Origin of the sequence: Pseudophaeobacter sp. 1A09344 (assembly GCF_041008745.1) — a bacterium.
GTDB classification, from domain to species: domain Bacteria; phylum Pseudomonadota; class Alphaproteobacteria; order Rhodobacterales; family Rhodobacteraceae; genus Phycobacter; species Phycobacter gallaeciensis_A.
Map to the genome: position 1 here is coordinate 28,333 of NZ_JAXGFS010000008.1, position 26,463 is coordinate 54,795.

A 26,463-nucleotide genomic window follows, 5' to 3' on the forward strand; every position below is an offset into this window, starting at 1 on the left:
GGCGCTTGGAGTCAGACCCGGCCCATGCCGATGAACAGCTGGCGATCCTGATCCTTGATTGCCCGGCGCCCGTGCATGATGCGGGTATTGTCGAGCACAGCGATATCGCCGTCCTGCCAGTTGATCTCGGTGGTGCTGTCTTCGGCCAGTTCGCGCAGCTCCTCGATCTCTTCGGCGCTGACCAGGCTGCCATCTGCCAGCCGATAGACGGGCGGCTCGTAATTGTGCGACGGACCCAGAACCGCATTGGCAAAGCCCACAGCGCCGGACAGGGCCGAGGGCCGCACCGGGTTCAGCGTGATATGATAGGTGAGCGAGCCATCCTCGTGCATGTCAAAATCCTGGTTCGGGATCGCTGCCTTAAATTGCAGGATATGCTCTTCGGTCACCTCTTCAGGCTCCGAGATTGCGGGGTGTTCATTGGCCAGGTAGCGTTTCCATAAAAGTTCCGGCAGCTTGCGCGAGACGGTCATCGGCTGGCTCCAGCGCGCGCGCTGCGCCTCCGACATGCTGGCCAGCACATCGCGCCCGTCGCAGATCGTGGTCTGCGAGCCTTCAAAGGCGGCCTTGGCGGAGTAGAAGGCAACGATATCGGGGCAGACTGGGGTGTTGCCGTTTTCGATATGCAACCCGATCGGGCCAAGCCCGGCATCCACCATCTGGGTGTTGCGCTCGGAAAATTCCCGTGCGGGGTCAAAGGTGATGGTGCTGCACAGCTCGGCTGTCAGGGCGCTGAAGGCGGCCATGTCGACGTCAAAGCCCCGCAGCAGCGCCCAGCCGTCGCGGCTCAGATGGTCGCGGACGGCGGCAATGGCGGGGGCGTCGATCTGGCTGCCGGTGCGCGCGGCGCGGATCACAGTATAGGTCATGTTTGGTCTTTCTACTTGAAAACAGGAGGGTCTAGGCGCGGCGCAGGCTGTCCAGGGCGACGATGGTTTTCTCGGCGCGGGCCTGAGCCCCGACAGAGCGGTCGACCAGCTGCGGGAACAGCCGCTGGACTTTGACAAAGAACCGCTCTTTGCCGCGAGGAAAGCTTTCGCGTTTGCCTTTGCGGATTGCCACCCAAGCTTCTGCAGCCACCCGTTCCGCGCTGTCGAGCGTCATCTCCAGCGGTTCGATCAGGGCGCCGAATTCGCTTTCGGCGGCGGTGCGGGCGGCGCGCGGGGCGATGTAGGTGACGCCAACGCCGCTGCCAGACAATTCGCGCCGCAGCGCGTCAGAAAAGCCCCGCAGGCCGAACTTCGTCGCCGAGTAGGCCGCGAAATAGGGGTAGGCGATATCGCCGAAGACAGAGCCGATGTTTGCCACGCGTCCCTGACCTGCGCGCAGCGCGGGCAACAGGTCCCGGGTCAGCGCGATCGGGGCCATCAGGTTGGTGTCGGTCATCGCCTGTAGCTGAGCGTCGCCAAGATCCGTCAGCCGTCCGACGGTCAGGCAGCCGGCATTGTTGATCAGGATATCAAGCCGCCCACCGACCTGCACCACCAGCCTTGTGCGATCCTCAGCAAGGGTCACGTCTGCGGGCAGGATAGCGCTCTCAGGCAATCCTGCGAGCGTGGCGGTCTCTTCCAGCTTGTGCCGACTGCGTCCGGTGATCAGCGGCACATGGCCAAGGCGTGCGGCCTCCATCGTCAGGGCCCGGCCGATGCCGGATCCTGCGCCGGTGATGAGAACGGTCTTTTTCTGGGTCATGAGGCAAGGCTTTCGGCTGTCTGGGAAAGAGGCTGCGCCGGGCGGTCGTTGATAATCCGGGCGGCGACGGCGCGGTTCGGGGTGCCTGCCGCAAAGAGCAGGCCCGGCTCTGTCGGAGAGGTCATGATTACCGCCGCAGGCTGTGCATAGGCCGGGATCCCTTCCAGTGCGGCGGTGATCTCTGCGCCGCTGACCGGGGCCGCGGCAGCGACCACCAGAACCAGAGATCCATCCTCGTGCAGGCCAAGGGCCGAACTGACGACGCGGGGATCGGCGTTGATCCTTTGCTCGACCCACTCGGGTGAGATGTTGCGCCCGGCGCCGGTGACGATTAGCGCGTCCTTGCGCCCGTCCACGATCAGGCGCCCGTTTTCGATGCGGCCCAGATCGCCGGTGTGCCAGCGGGCGGGGGGAGGATCGCCATTGAGGTACCCGGTCATCACGGTGGGGCCTGCGACGGTGATCTCGCCGCCGATGATCTGAACGTCGAGCCCTTCCAGAATCTCTCCGACGGTGCCGATGGCATTGTGTCCGGGGCGGTTCATCGCCACCACGGCGCAGCATTCCGACAGACCGTAGCCTTCGTGCGCCGGGATGCCGACAGCCTCGGCGGCGTGCAGCAGCGCGGGCGAACTGGCAGCGCCGCCGACGGCCACGAAGCGTAGCGAGTTGGGAGCCCGGCCGTCCTTGCTGCTGAGGTCTTGAACCCAGCGCCCCAGAAGCGCGGGCGCCAGCAGGCTGGTGGTGGGCCTTTCGCGGGCAAAGGCGGCGGTCAATGGTCCGATTTCGGCGCCGAACAGAGTGCGGGTGGCGTTGAAGTCAAACCGGGTTTCCGCGCCCGCCAGAATGGGCAGGAATATGCCGCAGATTTGTTCCAGAAGCTGCGCCAAGGGGAGGATCGACAGGTGGCGGTCGGTGTGCGTCGGGGCCACCACGGGCAGCAGGGCATTCAGCGAGGCCTGTAACTGGCTGCTTCCGATGACAACGCCCTTCGGGCGCCCGGACGAGCCGGAGGTGTAGATGATCCGCTCTGCCTGCGCCGCTGTCGAGGTCTGGTTATGCCGCGCTCCAGCACCGCTATGGCCGAGCGACAGGGGGATCTCCGGCAAAGCGCTTTGCCCGGCGGTTTCGGGTGCGGTGATCAGCGCGCCGATCCCGGCGTCCTTGATCACATGGGCAATCTGCTCGGGCGCAAAGAAAAACGGCAGCGGCACCTGCCGACGGCCGGTGAGGGTTAGCGCCAGATCGGCCACTACATAGGCGCAGCCGCCCGGAAGGGCGATGCCAACGGTACGCGGCGCACCGTCCAGCCGCGCCGCAAGCGCGGTGACTTCGGCGGCAAGATCGGCCCAGGTCAGGCTGTCGCCATCGCCGGAAAAGGCAACCGTTTGGGGGCGCTCTGCCGCGTGACACCACAGGGCCTCGAATACCATGTCCATTATGCAGCGCCTCCCTGAAGGCCCGGCAGCGATGCAGGCGCAGCGGTGCCGGGCGTCAGCAATGCCAGATCCGTCTCGGTCTCGATGAAGGCGCAGACCCAGGGATCGGTGTCGTAATAGCTGCCCCAACTGTTCGGATCCGCCACGCGGTCCGCCGCAGCGGCGCAAAGGGGAATATAGCCCAGCCCGGTGCGGGTCAGCAGACGGCGCAGGGGCAGGGTGGCAGTGAAGACCCCGCAGACCACGCCCTGCTGCCGTCCCCAATCGATCATGCGGTCCAGGAGGGGCAGCACCGGAAAGGGGGACACCGAGGCCAGCGATGTGACCTCCATGATCTGGTCCGCGCGGATGTCGCGCCCGGTGCGCTCCTTCAGGACCTCGCAGAAATCGCCATTCAGGTAGCAGTCCGAGAAAAACCCGTCCTGTGCCGTGCGGATCCCGGCCGCGCAGAGAATCTTGCCTTCTGCGTTGGAGGCTGCTGCCAGAACCGGGGCAAAGCCTTTGACCTGCGCCGCATAGGTGGTGTCGTAAACGTCACGGATATGGGCCTCAGCGGCTGCACGGCCGGGAGAGGTCGGCGTCAAAAACTCAATTCGCATGGAGCGCCTCGCTTGGATTTCCTGTTGTCTAGGGAAATCGCCCGCCAGGCTTACAACCCGCTTACAGGTTCGCAGAACCATGGGCGGAGCAGGTCAAGTATCTGTGATGTTTTATGAAAATTCGATGCTGAACCGACTGCCACCGCCATCCCGGTCGGCAATGTCGACCCGGGCGCCATGGGCTTCGGCCACGGCCTTTACAATGGCCAGGCCAATTCCCGAGCCCTTGCCCCGGCCCGGCTCGGAGCCGCGGTTGAAGCGTTCGAACAGCGCCTCACGTTCCGTTTCCGGCACCCCGGGGCCGCGATCCAGAACCGCGATGCCGGGTGGATTTGCCATGACGCAGATTTCAACCTCGGTTCCGGCGGGCGAATAGATCAGCGCATTGCGCACGAGATTGTCCAGCGCGATGGCCAGAAGGCCCTCATTGCCGCGGATCCGGACGCCCTTGGCGCCGGTGACGGCCAGGCTTTTGCCCGCGCGGATGGCGTTCGGGGCCTGAGCGCAGGAGATCTGCACCGCCAGATCGTCCAGAGCAATCTCCTGAAAGGTCGAAGGTTCCAGCGCATCGGCGCGGGCCAGATCGATCAGCTGTTCAAAGATCTGCTCTAGCTGTTTCAGATCCTGTTTGAGGCGTTGGCGGACCTCGGCGTCACCGATGGTATCGACGCTGGAGTGCAGCACCGCCAAAGGCGTGCGGACCTCATGCGCCACATTCGAGGAAAACTCGCGCTGCGACCGGTAGCCTTTTTCCAGCCGGGCAAAGGCGCTGTTAACGGCAGCGACGAGGGGCACGATCTCGGACGGCAACCCTTCGGGCGAAAGGCGCTGGTCCGGGGCGTCGGGGCCGATACTGCCAGCCTGCTGCATGACGCGATCCAGCGGCCGCAGGGAGAGCCGCGCCGCCAGCAGCGCCGATGACAGTACCAGCACCGCGCCAAGAACGATCCAGATGATCTGCTCCTCTACCTCGTGCCACATGGCATCAAGGATGCTGGTATCGGCGATGGGGGCATAGGCCGAGGCAAGGACGCAGATCTTCAGCCCTGCATTGATGCCGCACAGCGCCATGCCGCGCCGCTCTCCCGGCAGGTCAATCTCGGCTGCGGTGCCAAGCGACAGCGGTGCAATCTGCGCCTTGATCTGCGGAGAGGTCTCACCGCCCGCGAGCAGCTCCATTTCCGGGCCAAACACCGTATAGCGATAGGCACCCTCGGCGCCGCGAAACCGGAGCGATTGCACCGGCAGGCCATAATTCTCCGCCTCCGGGTCGGCCTGAACCAGAACTTCGTTTGCTTCGCGCAGCAGGGTCTCTTCGAGGTTTTCTTCCAGATGTTCGAAAAACTCGGAGATCAGGATCGTGACGGACATTGCGATGGCAAGCAGCAGCGCTAGGACGATATTGACCGTCAGCTTGCGCTGCAGTGAGCCCGGTCCGCCAAGGGGGGCATGGGCAGACTGGGTGAGGGCCTTCATTGACCGTCGTCTTCCATCAGGTAGCCGATGCCCCGCAGCGTGTGGACGGTGCTTGCGGCGCCCAGATCCTGCAGTTTCTTGCGCAGCCGGTGAATCGCGACTTCGATGGCGTTCGGCGTTGGCGGCGCATCAAATCCGTAGAGCGCGTTCTCAATGCTGTCCTTGGACAGGATGCGCCCCTTGCGGCGCATGAAGACCTCCAGCAAATCCAGCTCGCGACGGGAAAACCGGGCGGGCTGGCCAGCAATCTCAACGGAACGATCGTTGGTGTCAAAGCGGATGTTGCCAAGGCTCAGCTTCAGCCCCAGCGCACCGCCCGGGCGGCGCAGAACGGCGCGGATGCGGGCGATCAACTCGCTGCTGTCAAAGGGTTTGACCAGATAATCGTCAGATCCGGCGTTGAGGCCCTTCACCCGTTCGTCCAGTGCATCACGGGCGGTGCAGATGATCACCGGCGTGTCGGCATTGGCCTGTTTGATCCCATCGAGCACCGACAGCCCGTCCATGTCCGGCAGGCCCAGGTCGAGGATGATTGCGTCATAGGAATAACTGCGCGCGGAATGCACCGCATCCGCGCCAGTCGCCACCCAGTCGACGACGAAATCATTGCTTTCAAGGCTGGCACAGGTGTTTTGCGCCAACCTTTCGTTGTCTTCCACATAGAGAAGCCGCATGGGCTGCGATCCTATTTGCGCAGGTAGGTCACGGTTGACCCATCATCGGCCTTGAAGGAAACATGTGCAAGGTCTCCGTTCTGGTCATACCAGACATCGCGTTCGAGATCGCCTGAGATACGATAGTGATGGGCGCGCAGCTGGCCGCTGCGGGTGGGGACATTTTGAACACCTAGATCGATCACCCGCACCGACATGACGGTACCGTCGATGGTGTTGAGCAACTGGCGGCGTTTCAGAATATCATCGTTCCACAGGCTTGCGGGCAGCAGGCCACGCCCCTTTTCGCTGATCTGATGCGCGTCGCCGTCATCATCGGTTGCCGAGCGGATCGAGGTCATCTTGCCATTTGCCCATGTCTCGACGCTGTTCTGCTTGAAGGCATAGGCATTGACGCGGATCAGCGGGATCTTGACGGCGATATCGGTGACGACCTGAACGGAGTATTTGGCGGCAGAGCCTGAGAAGCTGTAGCTGAGCTCTCCGATGTCCTTGCCCTTGCGAATGACGTCAAAGCGCAATGCGCCCTTGCTGGGTGGGGAAGAGGCCAATACCGGCGTTGCCAGCCCGATGGCTGTAACCAGAACGGCGAGTTTCCTGAGGATCTGCATGACACGCTCCTTGCGATATTTGTACAGGGTTGGCGTCCGATATGGGTGGTGCCGCTTACGCGAACCTTACGGGCGTGACCGGCGCACGGGCCGTGCGTGGCGATAAATGAAAAAAAGGGAGCCTGCGCTTGCAGGCCCCCTTCAGGTTCTGGGATTGTGTCGGAGTTACTCGGCGGGCGAAGGTGCTGCGCCGGTTTCCGGGTGGTGGTGGTGCGAACCCACCGGCCGGATCAGGAGGTTGGCAAAGAAGGCCACTACCAGCAGACCCGCCATGCAATACATGGTCGTATTGTAAAGGCTCGGCGTCGGATCGACGATGCCCTGCGGCGCGATCTCCATCAGCTTGGCGATTGTCACCGTCTTCGCGGACACCAGAGCGTCCAGCTGCGACACCGGCGCGCCAAAGGCTGTTTCAAAGGCCTGCGCATCTACCTTGGCGGCAAGATCCGTAATCGCATTGTTCACCGACATCTGACGCAAGGACGTGATCGCAAGCGGACCAAGCACACCGGCGGTGGACCATGCGGTCAGCAACCGGCCGTGAATGCCGCCCACGTGCATGGTGCCGAACATATCCGCCAGATAGGCCGGGATGGTGGCAAAGCCGCCGCCATACATCGAGAAGATGATCATCGTCGCGACGTAGAAGCCGATCAGGTAGAACATCGACGGGTTTGCTGCGCCTGCGGTCGCGAAATAGGGGATCGACAGGTACAGGATCGTGCCAAGGATGAAGAAGGCGTGATAGGTGTTCTTGCGCCCGATGAAGTCAGAGGTCGAGGCCCAGAAGAAGCGGCCGACCATGTTGAAGACCGAAATCATCAGAACATAGGTCGAGGCAAAAGCCGCGGTCACGATCAGCGGCATGGTGGTGCCGTAGATTTCCGACATCATCGTCTTGGCGACGCCGATCACACCGATGCCAGCCGTCACGTTGAAGCACAGCATCACCCACAGCTGCCAGAACTGCGGTGTTTTCAGCGCCTGGTCGATATGGACGTGGTTCTTGGTGATCAGACCTGAAGCGGCCGGTTTCGGCTCCCAACCTTCAGGTTTCCAGCCCTCTGCCGGAACGCGATAGCTGAAGGAGGCGATGATCATCACAATGAAATAGACGATGCCAAGGGTCAGGAAGGTGGAGGATGCGCCGGTGTCGCCGGTGCCAACCACATAGACGCCAGCCTCGCCGCCGCCGGGCAGGGCTGCCGCCTGGGACGCCGATGCGATGACGACCTCAACCATGCCGTTTGCGGTCTGGGCAAATACTCGGCCGCCTTCGATCACGGTGTCGATGGCTTCGCGCGTGCCAAGGTATTCAGGTGCCTTGGCATAGATGGACAGCAGCCAGCCTTTGACCGGGGCTGCGATCATCGCGCCGCCGCCAAAGCCCATAATGGCCATGCCGGTTGCCATGCCGCGACGGTCCGGGAACCAGCGCAGAAGGGTCGAAACCGGCGAGACATAGCCAAGACCCAGACCGCAGCCGCCGAGGGCGCCATAGCCAAGGTAAACGAGCCACAGTTGATGGCTGGCGATCCCTGCCGAGCCGATGAGGAAACCGCCGCCCCAGCAGAAGGCAGCAACGGTGCCGACCATGCGCGGGCCAACTTTTTCCAGCCATTTGCCGGCAAAGGCAGCAGCCAGGCCGAGGAACACGATGGCGACCGAGAAGATCCAGACCACCGAGGTCAGGCTCCAGTCGTCAGCAGCGGGGCTGACAACGCCCAGCTGGCGCGTCAGAGCGGGGTTGAATACGGACCAGGCGTAGACCGAGCCGATGCACAAGTGGATGGCGATCGAGGCCGGGGGTACCAGCCAGCGGTTGAAGCCGGGGCCTGCGACGATGTTTTCCTTCAGCAGAAAGGAAAGCGGCCCCCGATTGGGTGCGGAACTCATATGGATTATCCTCCAAATTATTGACCGGCTGGCGTCTCTCTCCTCCCCGAGGTCGGCTGCCGAAGCTGGGCATGCGAGCGCATGCGACGTGGTAGTCTTCGGCTGTTGTGAAGGGGTGCGTCAATGTTTTGAATATAAAAAACAATAACTTACGTTGACGTTTTGTCGGGGTGCTATAGTCGCGACCTGGGGCAATTTGGACATTTTGGAAATTGTTTCCCAGCCAGGGGGTAAAATTTGCGCCAGTTTGTCCGGTTGTTCAATTCGGTAAAAATATGCGTGATCAGGTGCCAGCAGCGGTGTCGGCAGAGGGCGCCAGAGCGCGAGGGGATGGACGATTCCCGGCTTATAGTCCCCAGGAGGCGCATTTGCGGTCGATGGTCTTTCGCGACACGCCCAGCCTGCGGGCGGCTTCCGATCGGTTGCCATCGACAGCCTCCAGCGCGCGCAGGATCTCGCGCCGCTCGATCTGATCCAGCGGTTCGATCTGGCCGCTGCCGTCCGCCGGGTGGGCCAGCGTTTCCAGGGGAAAGCTGCCAAAGATCAAAGAGCGCTCGATGAAGTTGCGCAGCTCCCGGATATTGCCCGGCCACTTGTGGCGCAGCAGGGCACTGCGGGTACGGGGATCGATCTGCAAGGGCGCGCGGGTCAGCTGCTCGGCGATCTCCTGCACGAACAACTCGGCCAGTTCCACCACATCGGTGCCGCGCTGGCTCAGCGGGGGCATCACCGCTTCGATCACATTGAGGCGAAAGAACAGATCCTCGCGGAAACGCCCGGCGGCGACTTCGTCCTTCAGCGATTTGCTGGTCGAGACGACAAAGCGCACATCCAGCTGGGTGCTGCGTTCGGTGCCAACAGGGCGGACCAAGCCATCCTCCAGCACCCGCAACAATGCCGCCTGCGCCGACGCGCTGAGACCTGCGATCTCGTCCAGGAACACGGTTCCGCCCTGTGCCGAGGGCAGCAGCCCCTCACGTCCACCTTGCGCGCCGGGGAAAGCGCCGGGCGCATGGCCGAAGAGTTCGAATTCTATCATCTCTGCCGGAATGGAAGCGCAGTTGATCGGCACGAAGGGATGCGCCGCCCGGTCCGAGGCTGCGTGCAGGTGCCGCGCCGCGACTTCCTTGCCGGTGCCAGAGGCGCCGGTGATCAGAACCGGCGTGCTGACATCGCGGACCTGATCCAGCACCCGCCGCACATCGGCTATCGCGTCCGAGCTGCCGATCAGTTGGTTGCGCAACCTGCGCCCGGTGTCGGCGCTGTTCAGCTCGTGCAGCAAAAGGGCGTTCTCGCGCCGCAGCTGAGCCATCTGGATGCAGCGTTGTACCGCATTCAGCATTTGGTTCGAGCGGAAGGGCTTCAGAACAAAATCCGCGGCCCCGGCGCGCATCGCCTCGATCGCGGTTTCCAGATCCGCATAGGCGGTGATCATGATGGTATCGGTAAACCCGCCGGCGCTGCGCTGATGGGCCAGCCAGTCGATGCCCTTTTGACCGGGCATGATGTTGTCCAGGATCATCACATCGAAATGCCGCTGGGCCAGCAGCTCTCCGGCTTCTTCGGTCGTCGCGGCCTCGGCGACCTCTCGGCAGTGGGGCGCGAGCGTTTTGACCAGGAAGTTGCGCATGCCCGGTTCGTCATCCACCACCAGGATGCTGGCCTGCGCCAGCCGGTCTGTCAGCTCGTTTCCGTTCTGCGCTTCTGTTGCCTGTGCCACCGCAGGTCTACCCGTATTCTGTTGTCTGAGTGCAATAGGGCATGCCCGCCAAACTCAGCCCGGTCAAGAAAAGCCACCCTACAGGGTCATGAACTCTTCGCGAGCAGGGGGCGGTGAAAAAGCGGTGGAGGGGCAGGGGATCACGTCTGGAACGGGGCGGCCGTCAGCTGGATCTGCCGCTCCAGCTCGCGGGCCACCGGCAGCAGCGGGGCGTCGGCCTTGCGCAGCAGGTGAATGTGGCGCCGGGCTTCGGGATCGGCCAGCGGGCGAAAGACCAGACCAGAGGAGCCGAGCAGCAGCATGGTCATTTCCGGCAGGATGGTAATGCCCAGACCGGCGCGCACCATGGCCAGAAGAGAGGTCACATTGTGTCCTTGCAGCAGGGCTTCCCTGTGCAGGCTCTGCGCGACCTTGGTCCGGATCCCGGCGGACAGGGGATTGGCGATCAAGGACTGTTCGGCGATGTCGCGCCACGACACCGGCCCGCCGGGCGCTGCCAGCGGATGCCCGTCGGGACAGATCAGACCAAAGGCATCTGACATCAGGTTGCTGCAATGAAGGCCGGTATGCGTTGGCGGATCCAGCGCGGGCATCGCATCTGAATCCGGCAACCCGGCCGTGGCAATGCCGATATCGACCCGGTCCCGGCTCACCTCGCGGATGATGGCGCGTGATTCCATATCCCAGACCTCGATCTGGACACCGGGAAACCGCGCGATGAAACTGGAAATCGCCTGCGGCAGGATGCTGCCCGCCACCGAGGGCACCGCTGCCACGCGCACCCTGCCGGTTCTGGCGCTGGCAAAGCCTTCGATTGCGCGCACCGTGGTGTCGAATTGCTGCAACTCCCGATCCGCCTGTTCCAGCACAAAGGCGCCAAGCGCGGTCAGCTTGTTCTTGCGTCCGGTCTCGAACAACGGCTCGCCCAGATGGTCCTCCAGCTGTTTCAGCGTCATCGAAACCGCTGATGGCGTGCGTCCCAACTGCTGTGCCGCCCCGGTCAGCGTGCCGGAATGGGCCACCGTGGCAAAGCATCGAAGCATCTCAATTTTCAGCGCCATTTTCAAAATTTCTGAAATGAGTTTGAGTTGTTTGAGTTTGTGTGAAAGCGGATGCCGAGTCCATAGTTTCATCCAAGGCAAATATCGGACCCGGAGAAACGCCATATGGACCAAACTGCACTGCGCCGTGTTGCATGGGGGCGGCCCTGATGCGGATCGACGCGCTGCAATATGCCAACTGGTCCGAAAAGATCTTTCGCCAGCTGCGCGAAGGTGGCGTTGATGCGGTGCATGTCACCATCGCCTATCACGAAGGATTTCGTGAAACGGTTCTGAACTTTGAGCAATGGAACCGCTGGTTCGAGCAATACCCGGATCTGATCCTCAAAGGCACGCAGGCGAGCGATATCGATCGGGCGCGGGACAGCGGGCGCACCGCCATTTTCTTTGGATTTCAGAACCCGTCCCCGATCGAGGATGACATCGGTCTGGTCGAAATCCTGCACACGCTCGGCGCTCGGTTCATGCAGATGACCTATAACAACCAGTCGCTGCTGGCGACGGGCTGTTACGAGGGCGAAGACAGCGGCATCACCCGCATGGGGCGGCAGGTGATCCGCGAGATGAACCGTGTCGGCATGGTGATCGACATGAGCCATTCTGCCGACCGTTCCACCATCGAAGCAGCAGATCTGTCGCAGCGTCCCATCGCCATCACACACGCCAACCCGCACGGCTGGATGCCCGCCTTGCGCAACAAGCATGACGATGTAATCCGGGCGGTGACGCAGAACGGCGGTATGATTGGCTTTTCGCTCTACCCGCATCATCTGAAGGACAAATCCGACTGCACGCTGGACAGTTTCTGCAGCATGATCGCCCGCACCGCTGATAGGTTTGGAGTGGAGCATTTGGGGATCGGCTCGGACCTGTGTCAGGATCAGCCGGACAGCGTGGTGGAATGGATGCGCGTCGGGCGCTGGAGCAAGGAGATCGACTATGGTGAAGGCTCCGCTGACGCCGCCGGATTTCCGCCGATGCCGGATTGGTTCCGCGACAACCGCGATTTTGGCAATATCGAAACCGGCTTGCGCGCTGTTGGCATGAACGCGGGTGAGGTCGCCGCGATCATGGGCGGCAACTGGTACCGCTTTTTCAGCGAGGGGTTCGGCCCGGCATAGGTCATTTGCACCGGGTCAGAGGAAAACACTGGAAAAACAAGGGTAAGCAAAGAAGGAGGGCGGCTTGGAAAGGGAAGCATCGGATCACCGACCCGCTGGGCTGCGTCCGCCTGAAACCGTGATGCGCCTTGCACGGCTGGGATCTTTCCATCAGTCGCGGCTGTCCTTCATGCGGATTCTGACCCGCCGGATGCAGACCGAGGGCTGGCGCTTTGACAGGCCGGTGTTCGAGATCGGCGACGACGGGACGGGACACGCGGTCTACAGCGCCCATGGCCCTGAACGCAGTTATTCCCTTGTGGCCTTTGCCCATGACCTGCCGCCGGAAAAACGCTCTGACCGGGTGATTGCCGAGGCCTGGGATGCGACCTTTGCCTTGTTCGATGGTGTTCCGGGCGCCGACGACATTGCCCGCCTGGCGCAGAACGTGCCGCTGCAAGAAGCTGGCCGGGTGAGCGAGCGTGAGCTGTCGGTGTCGCGGGCGAATCGCTCGGTGCGCCTGTGGGAACACGTAGTCTCGGCGCTGGCGGCAGGCTGCCAGCCCGACCCGGCGCAGATCGAGGCGGTTGGCTATCTGATGCGGACCACGGCAGTCTATGGCTCGGGCAAACTGGGCGCTGCCGACCGCGAGATGATCGCGGACAGGCCGGAATGCGCGGCGCCGTTTCAGGCCGAAATGCTGTCGGTGTATCTGACCCGGACCTTTGTTCGGGATCTGGTGCAGCACATGGCGGATGCCCGCGCCCGTGATCGCTCGGGTGGGGTTGCGGGGCGTCTGGATCCGGCGCTGGCCCGGCGTCTGGGCATCGGCAATTCCACCGGCCTTGGCATGGCGCCCTTTTTGCTGAACCACCCGGTCCTGTTCAACAACTGGATCACCGCGCGGGAAACCGCGCTGGAGCGGGTGCGGAGCCTGCCGCAGGCCAGCCCGCAAGAGGTGGCCCGGTTTCGCGACCTCTTTACCCGCGCCCGCCGTTCCGTGGCGCACTGGCAGACCGGGCATTTAGGGCAGGCGTGGAAGCGATCCGTGCTGATCTCGGATATCGACCATTTGGCCGGACATCTGGAGGGCGATGTTCTATCGGTCCCGCACCCCTGGGATGGTTTGTACCTCTGGGCCGAGCGATCTCTGTCCTGCGAAGGGCAGGAATGGTTGGTGTCGCTGATGCTGGAACCCTATGGCGCGCTGGTCGATGATCTGACCTCCGCGATGGCCTGTGGGGTGGGGGAAACCCGGCGGATTGCTGGCGCCATGACGCTGGGACGTTTGCGGCAGCTCGTGCAGCGCTCCCATGACTGGGCGCTGGCCATCGACTGGGATCTTCCCGAAACCACTGCCCGCGTCTGGTATGTTTCTGAGGAAAAACTGGAACCGCGCCTGGGTGAACGGGCCGAGGAGCCTATCGCGCCCTATGAGCAGCCTCTGGCCCCGGGGCGCGATGTGGCGGCGCTGTATCACGCGATGGAAGGCTGGCCCGAGGAAGCGAGCGTGGCGGAATTCCTGCTGCGCCACCCAGAGCACAGGCACGCGGTGCGGCGGGTGCAGATCGTCGCCGAGGCGCCCTATGCCGAAATCCGGGACAATACGATTGCCTGCGATCTTCTGCCGATCGACATGCTGCGCTGCAAACTGTCTTTCTTCGGGGCGATGCATTTCGATCCGCGGTCCGATCGCTGGGTGCGGATCTGCATGTTCGGTAATGCGCCTTATCCCGAAGAGCTGTCGGCGCGCGATGGAGATTTCTGGATCTATCCGGAACCAACGGAGATGCCAGACGCATGAACCTGTCGCTGAACGAGATCGAAGCCATGTGCAAACGCGCGGCGCGGGGCGCTGGGCTGCCCTGGGGGCTGGCGGACGAAGCTGGCGCGGCGGCGCGTCTTCTGGCCGGGGTGGCTTTGCCCGGCCCGGAGCAGCTGGCCGCGCTGCTGGCGCGCAACGATCTGCGTCCCGTGGCCGCGCTTGCTCCGACGGCGATAGAAGGCGGACGCTGGCGCGCGGCCATGGGGCGGCTTTGCCCCCTGGTGTCGGGCAGTGCGCTGAGCGACCGGGCCGCCCAGCTTGAGACCGGTACGGTTTTTGAGATGGAGGAGGTGGATTTTCCCTTGCTGCTCTTGCCCTTTGTGGCGGCGGCAGCGCAGCGGTTGGACCGGCCCGTAGCGCTTGATTGGCCGAATATGCGGCTGGTGACCGATGGTCGCCAGATCTGCGCGACCGGCACGCGGCAAGAGATGCTGCGCGATCATGTGCCTTGGCTGCGCTGCCACGCGGAGGCAACGTTGGGGTCTCCCCTTGCGCCAGTCAGGCGCGGGCAGGTCACAGATGACGCCTGGGCGCAGCTGTCCACCTTCGCCCATCGCACCTATGCCCCGGCGACTGAAGCCTCGCGCTTGCGCGGGGCAGGGGCCGGGTTGGCGGATAATGACTGATGCGGAGATTGATACGGGATGAAGACGTGAAACGGACAGAAAGCGGAGACAGATGAGCGCGACAGAAACCCTCTCTCTGGCAGAGATCGAAGATCTGGCGCTCAGGGCGCTGATGGCGGCGGGGACCAGCCGTGAAAATGCCGCGCCTTTGGCCCGGGCTACGGCCATGACCGAAGCGGACGGGGTTGCCTCCCATGGTCTGGCCTATGTGCCGATCTATGCCGAGCATGTGACATGCGGCAAGGTGGACGGTCAGGCCCAGCCGCAGGTCTCCAGATCCCGGCCCGGCGTGGTGACTGTGGATGCGGCCACCGGGTTTGCCCATGCCGCGATCGATCTCGGGTTTGAACATCTGATCCTGATGGCGCGGGAGCAGGGGGTTGCGGTACTTGCGATCCGCAATTCCTACAATTGCGGCGTTCTGGGCTGTCACACGCAGCGCTTGGCGCAGGCGGGGCTGATGGGCATCGGCTTTACAAATGCGCCGGCTTCGATCGCGCCATCAGGTGGCGCTCAGCCGGTTCTGGGCACCAATCCCTTTTCTATCGCAGCACCAGGCCCCGATGGGCAGGTCATGGTTCTGATCGACCAATCCGCCAGCGCCATCGCCAAAAGCGAGGTGATGAAACACGCCCGCGAAGGCAGACCGGTTCCCGAAGGCTGGGTGCTAGATGCGACGGGCAATCCGACCACGGACCCGGAGGCGGGACTGAAGGGCACCATGGTGCCTGCCGGGGGGTACAAGGGCGTTGGCGTAGCGCTGATGGTCGAGATGATGGCGGCGGCGATGACCGGGGCCCTTTTGGGCAGTGAGGCCAGCCCGTTTTCGGGGCCGGTAGGCGGGCCGCCCCGCACCGGACAGTTCTTCATTGCCATCGATCCGGGCGCGACCTCGGGGGGAGGTTATGCAGACCGCATGGGTGCGCTTGTGGCCTCGGTCCAGGCGCAGGAAGGCGCGCGCCTGCCGGGCGATGGGCGTGCCGCAGCACGGGCGCGGGCAGAACAGGCCGGGGTCGCGGTCAGCACGGCAACCCTTGCGCGGGTGCGGGCACTGCTGCCGCCCCGCGACTGATGCAGGAAAGGATGCAAGCAAGATGCCATCTGGCTTGACGGGTGCGGGTTGGCATCGCTAGGGTCCGCGCCGGAACTCTTTCAAGCAAATGATGTCGCGTCGGCGCCTGCTCTTGGCGCTAAGATATCAGGTGCCCGTGTCCTGTGAGCCTGGTGCGGATTATGCCGTTTCACCGGGAGTTTACCGGGCTGTGTGCGTACGACCATCTCCGGGGGCTTGTCCTGTCGGTAAGGGATACCTAGAGGCTGCGGTCTGTTTCGGGGGAGGCACGTGGATGTGCCCGGAACGTGGTGCTGTTTGGATGAATTTTGCCGATGTTGGGCGTTTTTTAACACACAGGGCCCAATAATGGGACACGGTAGGAAAAGGGGCCAAGATATGCATGGTCTGATCAACAGGGCGATCCAGGCTTTTGTGACCAGCACCTATGGCGCGGACCGCTGGTATGAAATCATGGATGTGGCTGGGCTTGGGTTTCGACAATTCGAGGCCATGCTGACCTATACGGATGACCAGTCGAACAAGATGCTGAGTGCCATGGAAACGGTGCTGGAGCGTCCGCTGCCTGAGATGCTTGAGGATATGGGGACCTTTCTGGTGTCCAACCCTCAGGTCGAAGCCCTGCGCCGCCTGCTGCGGTTCGGCGGGGTCAATTATGTTGAGTTTTTGCATTCTCTGGATGACCTTCCGGGGCGTGCCCGTCTTGCCGTATCCGATCTTTATCTGCCGGGCTTGGAATTATTGGAACAGTCACCGGGTCATTTCGAACTGGTTTGCCAGCCGGGGCTGCCCGGCTATTCAAATGTCATGATGGGTGTTTTGCGGGCCATGGCCGACGATTACGGAGATCTCGTTATTCTGGATTCAAGCGGTGCGCAGGACGGGGCAGAGGTGATTTCCATCACCCTGGTGGAAAGAGAATTTGCCGAAGGGCGGGCCTTTGATCTGGGAGCGCATTCCCTATGATGACCAATGAACAGCTTGCCGTCATCGCGGATCAGATCTGCCCGATGTATGCGATCGTGGATGCCAAGGGGTATATCCAGCGCGTCGGCCCCACGCTCAGAAAGCTCCGACCCGATCTGAAATGGGAGGGGCGCCGGTTTTTCCGTGTTTTCGATCTGTCGCGCCCGCGCCGGGTTCGGTCCATGGCGGACCTGGTCAATACGGCCGGGTCCAAATTGCATTTGCATTTTCGGGACACACCGCAAACCAGCCTGAAAGGCGTTCTCGTGCCTTTGCCACAGGGGCAGGGCGCGATCATCAACCTGTCCTTCGGGATCTCGGTTCTGGAAGCTGTGCGGGATTATGATCTGACCAGCGCGGATTTTTCTCCAACCGATCTCACCATCGAGATGCTTTATCTGGTTGAGGCCAAGTCCGCCGCGATGGAGGCATCGCGCCAGCTGAACCTGCGTCTGCAAGGGGCCAAGATCGCGGCCGAGGAACAGGCCTTCACAGATACGCTGACGGGCCTCAAGAACCGCCGCGCCATGGATCACATTCTGGATCGGTTGATCAGCGGCGGCCGGGATTTTGCCCTGATGCATCTGGATCTCGATTACTTCAAACAGGTCAACGACACGCTGGGACACGCCGCCGGGGATGCGGTGTTGCAGCATGTGGCCCGTGTCATGGTAGAATGCACCCGCCAGTCCGATACGGTTGCGCGTGTTGGCGGCGATGAATTTGTCCTGATCTTCAATGACCTGCGCGATCTGCGCCAGATCGAAGGGCTGGCGAGACGGCTGATCTCCGAATTGGAGGTGCCGATTCCCTATGGCGGCAAGATGTGCAAGATTTCGGCGAGCGCGGGCACTACGCTTTCGGCTTGGCACAGCGGCACCTTTACCGCTGCGGAAATCCTGAATGAATCGGATGTCGCGCTTTATGCGGCCAAGGGATCTGGCCGAGCGCAGCATTGCTTCTATGAAAAAGGCATGGAAAACAAGGTTCTGGCCCTCGATCACTGATCGGCCCACTTCCGTCGTTTCTGTCTGCCTGTTGCCGTAGGTCCTTTTCCTCGTCGCCTGATTTTTGGCGCCTCTTGCAGGCGCCAAAAGCGCGTGCGGCGGCCAGATAGCGGGCCACTTTGGCCCACCAGCTCCGTGCTTTTACCAGATTGGTCTGGTTATTTTTGCCCAAATTGGAGCTTAACGCCCTCCCAGTTGCCGGTGTATCCGCCCTTTGAGTGTTGTTTTCAGAGGCCGAGATGACCAATCAAGACCCGACCGCCTTTCGCCCGAGCGTTTGCCCGCTGGATTGCCCGGATACCTGTAGCCTCTCCGTCAGGGTCGAGGATGGCAGGATTGCCGAGGTGAAGGGATCGACGGCAAACCCCTTCACCGCCGGGGTGATCTGCAACAAGGTGACCCGCTGCTATCCGGATTTCGTGCATGGCGCGGCGCGCTTGCGGCACCCCTTGAAACGGACCGGCCCGAGGGGATCGGGGTCTTATGAGCGGATCACCTGGGAGGAGGCGCTGGACCTAATCCATGCAGGTTTCAACCAGGCAATCGAGGCGCATGGGGCGCAATCGGTTCTGCCGCTTAACTATGCCGGGCCGCATGGTGAACTGGCCGGGGGCTCAATGGACCGGCGGTTCTTCTACCGGATGGGGGCGACGTTGCTGGATCGCGGGCCGCTCTGTGGTGGTGTGCGCGGAGAGGCCTACGCCAGCCTCTTTGGCAGCGCGCCGGGCATGCCGCCGGAGCAGGCAGTGCAATCGGATCTGATCCTTGTCTGGGGCAACAACGTCACGGTCTCCAACCTGCATTTCATGCGCGTGATCAAAGAGGCCCGTAAATCCGGCGCGCGGGTGGTGGTGATTGATCCCAAGCGGATCAAGCTGGCCGAGCAATGCGATATGCACCTGCAGCTGCGGCCGGGAACCGATGTGGTTCTTGCGCTGGGACTGGCGGCCGAATTGGAGCGGCGCGATGCGCTGGATATGGCCTTCATCGGCAAATGGACCCATGGGTTTGACGCCTATATGGAGGAGGCCCGCGCCTATACCCCAGATCGTGTCGCCGACATCTGCGGCCTCCCTGCGGAAGAGCTGCACCAATTGGTGGACTGGATCGCCGCGTCCCGCCGGATGGCAAGCTCCTTTGGCAACGGGATCGAACGGACCCGCTCGGGCGGTGCCGGGCTGCGGGCGGCGATGGCTCTGAATGCGCTGACAGGCCATCACGGGCGCCTCGGTGCCGGGGTGGTCGCGAAATCCGGGGCCGCCGCGCCAAAGACCACGGCCCGCCTGCAGGCGGATCATCTGATCCGGCCCGGTACGCGCTGTTTCAATATCGTCGATGTGGCGGAAAAGATGCTGGACCGGAGCCTTGATGTGCCGGTCGGGGCCGTGATGATCTACAACCACAACCCTGTTGCAACGCACCCCGATCAGGACCGGATGATCGAGGCCCTGACGCAAGAGGACCTGTTCATAGCAGGCGCGGATGTGGTGATGACGGATTCCATGGCTTATTGCGACGTGATCCTGCCTGCCGCCAGCCATTTCGAATATGATGACATCTATGGCGCCTATGGGCAGAACTACATCCAAAGGGCCGAACCGGTGATCGCGCCGGTGGGGGAAAGCCTGCCCAACACCGAGATCTTTCGCCGTTTGGCAGCCCGGTTCGGGTATCAGGAGCCCGAGTTCCGCGACAGTGACAAGGACCTGATGGATCAGGCCATGGACGCGTCGCATCCGGTGTTCGGGGGTAAGCCACCCAGCGAGATGTCCTGCGACCGGGCCATCGCGCTGACCGCAGGGGGTGGCAGTCCGCTGGTGCTGTGCCACTCGGTGATGCCGCAGACACCATCGGGGCGGATTGAGCTGTTCAGTCAGGATCTTGAGGATCGGTTCGGATGCGGTGTCCCGCGCTATGACGCCGCCCCGCAGGATCTGCCGCTGGTGCTGGTCACCCCCAGTTCGGACAAGCGGACCAACGCGACCTTTGGCCATCATGCGCTGTCGGCGGGGGCTGAGGTGGTACAGGTGCACCCGCAGGATGCCGAGGCGCGCGGGCTCAGCCATGGCGATCCCGTCACCGTCTGGAATGCCCGGGGCGAGGTGACCTTTACGCTGGAGGTGACAACTGCCACCCGGCCCGGCGTGGTCTACAGCCCCAAGGGCACCTGGCTTTCCAGCTCGCGCAGCGGCCGCACGGCGAATGCGCTGATTCCCTCGGCCCTGCGCACGGATATTGCCGGGGGCGCCTGCTATAACGAAACCTTTGTGGATCTGCGGCGTGGGTGGGACAGTAGACCGGACTGACGCAATGGGGCAGTATTGGGCGGAACGTGGAGACCAATACCGTGCAGCAGGTACCCGGGCCGACCTTTTCCATTGACCGCAGTCTGTCTGTTCCCGTGTTCGAGCAGATCTGCACGGCGCTGCGGACGCGGATTGCGGCAGGAGAGATCCCGGAGGCCAGCCAGCTGCCGGCCACCCGCAGTTTCGCGGTAGAGCTGGGGGTGTCGCGTTCGACCGTGGTGGCGGCCTATGAGCAGCTGGAAGCCGAAGGCTACATCGCGGGAAAACGCGGTTCGGGGTTTACCGTCTGCGCCATGGGGCAGGTCGAACTGCAGCCGGTGCATCCTGCACCCCCGGAGCCTGCAAAGGAGACGCCGCGTGCCCTGTTGCCCTTCAACAGTGGAGAGCCGGACATGCGGTTGTTCCCGCACCGGCAATGGGCGCGCTGCGTATCGCGGATCTGCCGGGTGGCGCCGGAAACCATGCTGGATGGCGGCGCGGTCCGGGGCAATGCAGCGCTGCGCCGGTCCATTGCGGCCTATGTGGCAGAGTGGCGGGGGATCGAGGCAGGCGCCGAGCAAATCATTATCACTGCGGGGGCGACGGATGCGCTTGAGCTCTGCCTGCGCACGTTGGCACCACGCGGCAGCGCCATTGGGATCGAGGACCCGGGGTATCCGCCGCTGAACCGTATCGTGCAGTCGCAGGGATTGCGCTCGCACTACCTTCGCGTCGATGCTCTTGGCGCCTGTGTTCCCGAAAAGGATGCCGACCTGAAGGCGGTGGTGCTGACGCCATCGCATCAGCATCCGCTGGGTGGCGCGATGGCGCCGGGGCGGCGTCTGGAATTCCTCAACTGGGCCAAGCGGACCGGCGCCTGGATCATCGAGGATGATTATGACAGCGAGTTCCGATATGCGGGGCGCCCTATTCCGGCAATGGCGGGGTTCGATGGGCTGAACCGGACGATATACCTGGGCAGTTTTTCCAAGACCTTCTCGAACGCGCTGCGGATCGGCTATGTGGTGGCGCCCGAGGCGCTGATTGCGCCACTGCACGACAGTTTGCTGCGCTTTGGCACCCGGGCCAGTGGCATGCCGCAGCAGGCGTTGGCAGAGTTTATCGACAGCGGCGAGTTCTACCGCCATTTGCGCCGGGTGCGGCGTATCTATGGTGAGCGGCGCAAGCATCTGCTGGCGCGGCTGCAGCAGGAATTCTCCGCCTATGGCAGCGCACCGGATCACGGCGCGGGCATGCAGCTGGTGTTTCATTTGAACGATGGCTGTCAGGATCATGAGATCTGCAAGCGGGCGCGGGACGCCGGTTTGGGATTGCGCCCGCTTTCGGGATTTGCCGCCAAGGTGACCGGGCTGAATGGTCTCGTTCTGGGCTGTTGCCACATGGAGATCCGCGAAATCGAGGCGGCGCTGACCCGTCTGGCGCAGGTTTTGGACGGCGAATCCGAGCCGAAACAGGATCAAACCTGACAGCGGCGCGAGCTGCGCAGGAGTATGAATTCTTGCTGGTCGACCCGAGGTGGTCCGGAAAACGCATTCAAAATTAGTGCTTTAAGTGTTTGTGAAGATTTTGTTGGCGCGAGATAGGTATTTCGTATAACGATTAAAAAGAAGATATGCGGGATAACTATAATATCAGTTATCCAGTTCGGGGAGGAACTATGCAGATAGATGGACATGTGGCGCTGGTCACAGGTGGCGGCAGTGGCCTTGGTGCGGCGACGGCCCGGCATCTTGCCGTAAAAGGCGCGAAAGTCGCCATTCTGGATTTCGATATCGAACGGGCAAAGGCGGTCTCGGATGAGATCGGCGGCATCGCCCTGCATGTAGATGTCAGTGATGAGGCCGCCGTCGGTGCAGCCCTCGACAGCATCGCAGAGCAGCTGGGCAGCGCCCCCCGCATCGCGGTGAGCTGCGCCGGGGTCGGCATGGCGGCGCGCATCGTCGGTCGTGGCGGCAAGCTGTCGTTCGATGTGTTCGAAAAGACGCTGCGGGTGAACCTTTTTGGCACCTATAATGTTATGAGCCATGCTGCTCGCCTGATGGCCGAGCTGGACCCGCGGAAGGATGGCGAGCGCGGGGTGATCATCAACACCGCTTCGGTTGCTTTCGAGGATGGCCAGCTGGGGCAGGCGGCCTATGCGGCTTCCAAGGGGGCGATTGCCTCCATGTGCCTGCCTGCGGCGCGCGAGCTGGCGCAATCGGGCATCCGCGTGATGGCCATCGCGCCTGGCCTGTTCCAGACCCCGATGATGGAAGGGTTGCCGCCCGAGATTTCGGCCCAAATCACCGCCAATATTCCCTTTCCTGCCCGGCTGGGCGCGCCCGAGGAATACGCGCTTCTGGCCGAGCAGATCGTCACCAATCCATTTCTCAATGGAACAACCATCCGGCTGGATGGCGCTGTGCGCCTGCCGCCGCGCTGAAGGATCCCGCGCATGAGCGATCAGATACTCAAAATCGACATCAATGACAGCATCGCCACCCTGACGATGAACCGTCCGGACAAGCGTAACGCCATGTGCGAAGAGCTGCTGGAGGCGCTTGATGCTTTCTTCTCCGCGCCGCCCAAGGAGGTGCGTGTTGTCATCCTGACCGGCACCGCAGGGCATTTCTGCTCGGGGCTGGACCTGTCGGAACATGTGCACCGCTCGGCCGAGGAAAACCTCTATCACTCGCGCCAGTGGCACCAGGTGATGGAGAAGATCCAGTTCGGCGGGTTGGCGGTTGTGTCCGCCATGTTCGGGGCGGTGATCGGTGGCGGTTTGGAGCTGGCAAGCTCGACCCATGTTCGCATCGCTGAACCTTCGACCATCTTCCAGCTGCCCGAAGGGCGGCGCGGCATCTTTGTGGGTGGCGGCGCCACCGCGCGGGTCGGGCGTCTTTTGGGCGCGGACCGGATGACCGAGATGATGCTGACGGGGCGCAAATACGATGCCGAAACCGGCGTGGCGCTTGGCCTTGCCCATTATGCGGTGGGCGAAGGTGAGGCGCTGGAGCTGGCGCAGACGCTGGCGGGCAAGATCGCCCGCAACGCGCCCTTGTCGAATTATCTGATGATCCAGTCGATTGCCCGCATCAACGACATGTCGCAGGCCGATGGTCTGTTCACGGAATCGCTGGCGGCGGCGCTGTCGCAGACCACGCCCGATGCCGAGGAAGGCTTGCGTGCTTTCCTTGAAAAACGTGCCCCTAAGTTCCGGTGATCCGATGAAAACCGTCATCAAAGAGCCTGAGCCTGAAATGGGCGTGTCTCACGTCAGCGATGAAACCCTGCGCGCGTTTGTCGGCTATCACATGAAGCGGGCATTCAACGTCGTGCAGACCGATCTGGCCCGGACGCTGAAGCCTTTTGATCTGCGGATGCTGACCTACACGGCGCTGGTGCTGATCGTCGACAATCCGGGGTTGCGCCAGTCGCAGCTGGCGGATGCGATGGATGTGGAACGGCCCAATCTTGTCGTGATCATAGACGAGCTTGAACGGCGCGAGCTGATCGTGCGCGACCGGGTGCCGACGGATCGGCGGGCCTATGCGCTGAAGGCGACGCTGGCCGGTCGCCAGCTCTGTGAAAAAGCGGTTGCTGCGGTGACCGCCCATGAACAACGCTTGCTGGAGAACATGGATGCAACGACCCGCGACACGGTGATCGCGGCGATGCAGCTGATCCAGAAGAGCCTGTCGAAAGGATAGACCATGAAACGGACGTCCAATTTCCTGCCACACGCCGTCACGCGCGAGGATCGCCCCGATGGCAGCCTGCTGTTGCGGTCTGAATACGATCTGGGGCCGGTAACAGAGCGGACTGGTGACTGGCTGCACCGCTGGGCCGAAGAGGCGCCCGAGCGGGTGTTTCTGGCCGAGCGCAGTGGCGCGGGCTGGCGCGAGGAAAGCTATGCGGCGACCCTGCAGCAGGTGCGCGCCATTGCGGCGGCGCTATTGGCGCGGGGCATGGGGGCGGACACGCCGATCCTGATCATGTCCGGAAATGGCGTCGATCACGGGCTGTTGTCGCTGGCCGCGCAATACGCCGGTGTGCCGACCGTACCGGTGGCCGAGCAGTATTCGCTGATCCACGGCGCCCATGGCCGCCTGCGTCACGCCATCGAACTGGTACGGCCAAAGATGGCCTACGTTGTCGATGCCGATCAGTACGGCGAGGCGCTGAAACTGGATGCCCTTGAGGGTGTTGAGATCGTTGCGACCCGCAACGGCGGCACCGATGTCACGGCCTTTGCGGACCTTCTGAAAGGCGATGCGGGCATCGATGTGGATGCGGGATTTGCCAAGGTGACGCCCGATACCGTTGCCAAGATCCTGATGACCAGCGGGTCGACCTCGAACCCCAAGGGGGTGCTGACCACGCAGCGGATGATGTGCGTCAATCAGACCCAACTCGCCGACAGCCTGCCGTTCCTGCGCGCGCGCCCGCCGCGCATCGTGGACTGGCTGCCGTGGAACCACGTCTTTGGCGGCTCGCATAACTTCAACATGATGCTGGCCAATGGCGGCAGTTTCTACATCGACGATGGTAAACCGGTGAAGGGCCTGTTTGACCGCACCGTTGAGAACCTGTCGATGGTGACCGGCAGCCTTGTGTTCAACGTGCCCATGGGCTTTGCCATGCTGCTGGAGGCACTGGAAAAGGACGCCGGGCTTCGTCAGCGTTTCTTTGAAGAGCTGGACATGATCTTTTACGCCGGTGCCTCACTGCCACAGGAGGTCTGGTCGGGTTTCGAAACCATGGCGATGGAGATCAAGGGCGAGGTGCCGTTGATGACCTCTTCCTGGGGGCTGACGGAAACCGCCCCGGCGACCATGATCCAGCAGGAGCCGACGGAAAGCTCGGGCGTGGTGGGCGTGCCAATGACCGGCGTGACCCTGAAACTGATCCCGGATGACGACATGCGCTGCGAAGTGCGGGTCAAGGGACCGAACGTGATGCCCGGTTATTTCGAAGACCCGCAAAAGACCGCCGAGGCCTTTGACGAGGAAGGCTATTTCATCACCGGCGATGCCATGGTGTTCGTCGACAAGGACGACATCAACAAGGGCATGCGCTTTGACGGGCGGATTTCCGAGGACTTCAAGCTGCTTACTGGCACCTGGGTGCGGGCGGCGGGCCTCAGGATCGAAATGCTCTCGACCCTGGCGCCGCTGGCCGCCGATCTGGTGGTGACCGGGCAGGACAAGAACGAGATCGGCGTGATGATCTTCCCCAACCGCGAGGCGATCGAGGCAGCAGGCTTCACGCTGGAGGAAGACGGCGGCGCGCTGGTCTGTCCGCAGCTTCTGTCCGACATTCATCACCGGCTGAACGAGCGCGCAGGTCGCATTTCCGGCTCCTCCACCCGGGTGGTGCGCGCCATTGTGCTGGCCGAGCCGCCTTCGCTCACCGATGCTGAGATCACCGCCAAGGGCAACCTCAACTTCCGCAAGGTGCTGACGCGCCGCGCAGATCTGCTGGAGCGGCTTTATGATGACGCTGCCAGTGGCATTGCGAAACTCTGATAGGAACACAACGATGGTAGATTTTTCCAAGGTCCGTGCGATCGATTTCCACACCCACGCCGAGGAACCCTGCGGCTGCCATGCCGATGACGGCTATGATGAGCTGCAGGCAACCATGGCCAGCTATTTTGGCGCGCCCTGGCAGCATCCGCCCACCGTGCCGCAGACCGCTGCCCATTACCGCGAGCAGAACATCGCCGCGGTGATCTTTCCGGTCGATGCCGAACGCGAAACCGGTTATCGCCGCTACAAGAACGAAGAGGTTGCCGAGCTGGCGGCCGAGAACGACGACGTTCTGATCCCCTTTGCCAGCATCGACCCGCACAAGGGCAAGATGGGAGCCCGCGAAGCGCGCCGCCTGATTAAGGATTTTGGCATCAAGGGCTTCAAGTTCCACCCGACCATGCAGGGCTTCTATGCCAATGACCGTATGGCCTATGACCTGTATGAAGCGATTGCCGAAGAAGGCGGTATCGCCCTGTTCCACACCGGTCAGACCGGCGTCGGCAGCGGTATGCGCGGCGGCAACGGCATGCGGCTGAAGTATTCCAACCCGATGTATATGGATGACGTGGCGGTGGACTTCCCGGATATGAAGATCATCCTCGCGCATCCGTCCTTCCCCTGGCAGGAAGAGGCGCTGTCGGTCGCTCAGCACAAGCCCAACGTCTATATTGACCTCTCCGGCTGGTCGCCCAAGTATTTCCCCGAGATCTTGGTGAAATACTGCAATTCGATTCTGAAGAAGAAGGTGCTGTTCGGATCCGACTGGCCGATGATCACGCCGGAACGCTGGCTGTCTGATTTCGAGAAAATTGCGATTAAGGACCACCTGCGCGAAGACATCATCAAGGGCAACGCCATGCGTCTGCTTGGGGTCGACTGA

23 protein-coding genes are annotated in these 26,463 nt (G+C 62.6%); 13 read left to right on the forward strand and 10 right to left on the reverse strand.

Translation table 11 applies throughout. From position 1 onward, the window contains the following. Positions 1 to 11: 11 nt before the first annotated feature. From SM765_RS14465 to SM765_RS14510, 10 genes are all read right to left on the reverse strand, one after another. Entirely contained in the window at positions 12 to 869 is an 858-nt protein-coding gene (locus tag SM765_RS14465; protein ID WP_274838339.1) for a TauD/TfdA family dioxygenase, read from the reverse strand. Between the two features lie 31 nt (positions 870 to 900). Continuing rightward, on the reverse strand, positions 901 to 1,692 hold the full coding sequence (locus SM765_RS14470) for an SDR family NAD(P)-dependent oxidoreductase (protein WP_274838338.1): 792 nt from the start codon (positions 1,690 to 1,692) through the stop codon (positions 901 to 903). Continuing rightward, entirely contained in the window at positions 1,689 to 3,131 is a 1,443-nt protein-coding gene (locus SM765_RS14475) for an AMP-binding protein (RefSeq protein WP_274838337.1), read from the reverse strand. The genes SM765_RS14470 and SM765_RS14475 overlap by 4 nt, the downstream gene beginning before the upstream one ends. Next, positions 3,131 to 3,730, reverse strand: coding sequence for a thermostable hemolysin (locus SM765_RS14480; protein ID WP_274835848.1), 600 nt, complete (start codon positions 3,728 to 3,730; stop codon positions 3,131 to 3,133). The genes SM765_RS14475 and SM765_RS14480 overlap by 1 nt, the downstream gene beginning before the upstream one ends. Before the next feature lie 111 nt (positions 3,731 to 3,841). Beyond that, positions 3,842 to 5,206, reverse strand: coding sequence for a sensor histidine kinase (locus SM765_RS14485; protein WP_274835849.1), 1,365 nt, complete (start codon positions 5,204 to 5,206; stop codon positions 3,842 to 3,844). Continuing rightward, positions 5,203 to 5,880: a response regulator transcription factor gene (locus tag SM765_RS14490; protein ID WP_274832381.1), complete on the reverse strand. Its 678-nt coding sequence runs from the start codon at positions 5,878 to 5,880 to the stop codon at positions 5,203 to 5,205. Before SM765_RS14490 ends, SM765_RS14485 begins: the two co-directional genes overlap by 4 nt. Before the next feature lie 11 nt (positions 5,881 to 5,891). Beyond that, positions 5,892 to 6,491: a DUF6134 family protein gene (locus SM765_RS14495; protein ID WP_274835850.1), complete on the reverse strand. Its 600-nt coding sequence runs from the start codon at positions 6,489 to 6,491 to the stop codon at positions 5,892 to 5,894. A 165-nt stretch (positions 6,492 to 6,656) separates the two neighbouring features. Next, a complete protein-coding gene (locus tag SM765_RS14500; protein WP_065270949.1) occupies positions 6,657 to 8,387 on the reverse strand; it encodes an OFA family MFS transporter in 1,731 nt (576 codons plus the stop codon). 346 nt (positions 8,388 to 8,733) lie between these two features. Then, positions 8,734 to 10,107: a sigma-54-dependent transcriptional regulator gene (locus tag SM765_RS14505; RefSeq protein WP_274835851.1), complete on the reverse strand. Its 1,374-nt coding sequence runs from the start codon at positions 10,105 to 10,107 to the stop codon at positions 8,734 to 8,736. 140 nt (positions 10,108 to 10,247) lie between these two features. Then, entirely contained in the window at positions 10,248 to 11,168 is a 921-nt protein-coding gene (locus SM765_RS14510; protein ID WP_065270947.1) for a LysR family transcriptional regulator, read from the reverse strand. A gap of 149 nt (positions 11,169 to 11,317) precedes the next feature. On the opposite strand from SM765_RS14510, the gene SM765_RS14515 reads away from it, so the two are divergent. From SM765_RS14515 to SM765_RS14575, 13 genes are all read left to right on the forward strand, one after another. Next, complete coding sequence (locus SM765_RS14515; RefSeq protein ID WP_274839019.1) at positions 11,318 to 12,289, forward strand: membrane dipeptidase; 972 nt, start codon at positions 11,318 to 11,320, stop codon at positions 12,287 to 12,289. 121 nt (positions 12,290 to 12,410) lie between these two features. Continuing rightward, positions 12,411 to 14,072 (forward strand): hypothetical protein, encoded by a 1,662-nt coding sequence (locus SM765_RS14520; RefSeq protein WP_274828463.1) that lies wholly within the window; start codon positions 12,411 to 12,413, stop codon positions 14,070 to 14,072. Next, on the forward strand, positions 14,069 to 14,719 hold the full coding sequence (locus SM765_RS14525) for a DUF3726 domain-containing protein (RefSeq protein WP_274838335.1): 651 nt from the start codon (positions 14,069 to 14,071) through the stop codon (positions 14,717 to 14,719). Before SM765_RS14520 ends, SM765_RS14525 begins: the two co-directional genes overlap by 4 nt. A 52-nt stretch (positions 14,720 to 14,771) precedes the next feature. After that, on the forward strand, positions 14,772 to 15,791 hold the full coding sequence (locus SM765_RS14530) for an Ldh family oxidoreductase (protein WP_274838334.1): 1,020 nt from the start codon (positions 14,772 to 14,774) through the stop codon (positions 15,789 to 15,791). Between the two features lie 378 nt (positions 15,792 to 16,169). After that, positions 16,170 to 16,757, forward strand: coding sequence for a heme NO-binding domain-containing protein (locus tag SM765_RS14535; protein WP_065270943.1), 588 nt, complete (start codon positions 16,170 to 16,172; stop codon positions 16,755 to 16,757). Continuing rightward, positions 16,754 to 17,764 carry a GGDEF domain-containing protein gene (locus tag SM765_RS14540; RefSeq protein WP_065270942.1) on the forward strand — a complete coding sequence of 337 codons (1,011 nt, stop codon included), beginning with the start codon at positions 16,754 to 16,756 and terminating at the stop codon, positions 17,762 to 17,764. The genes SM765_RS14535 and SM765_RS14540 overlap by 4 nt, the downstream gene beginning before the upstream one ends. 239 nt (positions 17,765 to 18,003) lie before the next feature. Then, complete coding sequence (locus SM765_RS14545; RefSeq protein WP_274838333.1) at positions 18,004 to 20,070, forward strand: molybdopterin-dependent oxidoreductase; 2,067 nt, start codon at positions 18,004 to 18,006, stop codon at positions 20,068 to 20,070. Positions 20,071 to 20,111: 41 nt separating this feature from the next. Further along, positions 20,112 to 21,536, forward strand: coding sequence for a MocR-like pyridoxine biosynthesis transcription factor PdxR (gene pdxR / locus SM765_RS14550; RefSeq protein ID WP_274835856.1), 1,425 nt, complete (start codon positions 20,112 to 20,114; stop codon positions 21,534 to 21,536). A gap of 191 nt (positions 21,537 to 21,727) precedes the next feature. Beyond that, on the forward strand, positions 21,728 to 22,492 hold the full coding sequence (locus tag SM765_RS14555) for an SDR family NAD(P)-dependent oxidoreductase (RefSeq protein WP_274835857.1): 765 nt from the start codon (positions 21,728 to 21,730) through the stop codon (positions 22,490 to 22,492). A 12-nt stretch (positions 22,493 to 22,504) separates the two neighbouring features. After that, entirely contained in the window at positions 22,505 to 23,272 is a 768-nt protein-coding gene (locus SM765_RS14560) for a crotonase/enoyl-CoA hydratase family protein (RefSeq protein ID WP_274832390.1), read from the forward strand. A 4-nt stretch (positions 23,273 to 23,276) separates the two neighbouring features. After that, a complete protein-coding gene (locus SM765_RS14565) occupies positions 23,277 to 23,759 on the forward strand; it encodes a MarR family winged helix-turn-helix transcriptional regulator (protein WP_065270938.1) in 483 nt (160 codons plus the stop codon). A 3-nt stretch (positions 23,760 to 23,762) separates the two neighbouring features. Further along, entirely contained in the window at positions 23,763 to 25,577 is a 1,815-nt protein-coding gene (locus SM765_RS14570; RefSeq protein ID WP_274828230.1) for a feruloyl-CoA synthase, read from the forward strand. A 13-nt stretch (positions 25,578 to 25,590) separates the two neighbouring features. Further along, a complete protein-coding gene (locus SM765_RS14575; protein WP_065270936.1) occupies positions 25,591 to 26,463 on the forward strand; it encodes an amidohydrolase family protein in 873 nt (290 codons plus the stop codon).